Below are 970 nucleotides of genomic sequence, written 5' to 3'. Positions count from 1 at the left end.
GCCAAGCCGCTTTGCGTTTGAATCTTAGTCAGTCTGCAACCAGTCGAGTGTTGGGGCGACTTCGTGAACTCCTTAACGATCCCCTCTTTACTCGTCAAGGGCAGCGTCTACTTCCGACCAAAAGAGCACTCGAAATCAGCCAGCGCATTGATCAGCCGTTGGAGTCATTTCGTCAGCTGTTAAGTCCAAGTGACTTTGACCCATACTACTGCACGGAACGTTTCCTGATCGCGACTACAGATTACGCGATGCAAACTATCCTTCCGTATGCGCTGCCTAAGATTTATGAGCAAGCACCAAACATCTCGTTAGAGTTTGCACCGCTTCAGCATGAGAATCTATTTAAACAGTTGAGTACTGAGCGGGTTGATATGGCGATATGCCGACCAACAGGTCCTGTCGCCCCCTTGCATCAGCAAGTATTAGGACCTGTTGGGGTATCGTGCCTGCTTTCTAAAAATCACCCTCTGGCTGATAGCGCGTTAAGTCTCAATGATTATGTATCACTGCCTCATGCGATGATTGCTATCAGTGATGGCGTAAAAGCCTTGCTTGATAATGCATTAGCTAATCAACCTCCAAGAAGGATGGTGCTGCGAGCCTATCATTTGGAGGCGGCTTTAGCGATCGTCGATAGAATGCCTCTTGTGATCACAGTGCCTGCCGACCTCGCGTATTTAGTGGCAGAGCGCTACGACCTCGTTGTTAAACCACTACCATTCGAGTTTATGCCGTTTGATTACTCACTGATTTGGCATTCGCGTTGCGATTCGTCAGCTTCTCAGCAATGGCTGAGACGAGTGGTGAAAGAGGAGTGTGGCGAGTTGATTCAGAAGCGGATTGCTGATGTTGGGCTAGGTTAACGGAATGAAAAAGGGCTGAGTAAACTCAGCCCTTTGTATTTATTGCTTGAAGCTCTATAGCTTCGAGTGTTTAAAGCTATAGCTTGATGACAACCCGCCCAGTGATT

1 protein-coding gene is annotated in these 970 nt (G+C 48.0%); it reads left to right on the top strand.

The window, feature by feature from the left end:
* On the top strand, positions 1 to 863 hold an 863-nt coding region (locus KIV40_RS32550; RefSeq protein WP_285353494.1), incomplete at its 5' end, for a LysR family transcriptional regulator.
* Positions 864 to 970 lie beyond the last annotated feature (107 nt).

It is taken from the genome of Vibrio sp. D173a, from assembly GCF_030248475.1.
The sequence above is the reverse complement of the archived record's forward strand: the minus strand, read 5'-3'. Positions and strand labels throughout refer to the sequence as shown.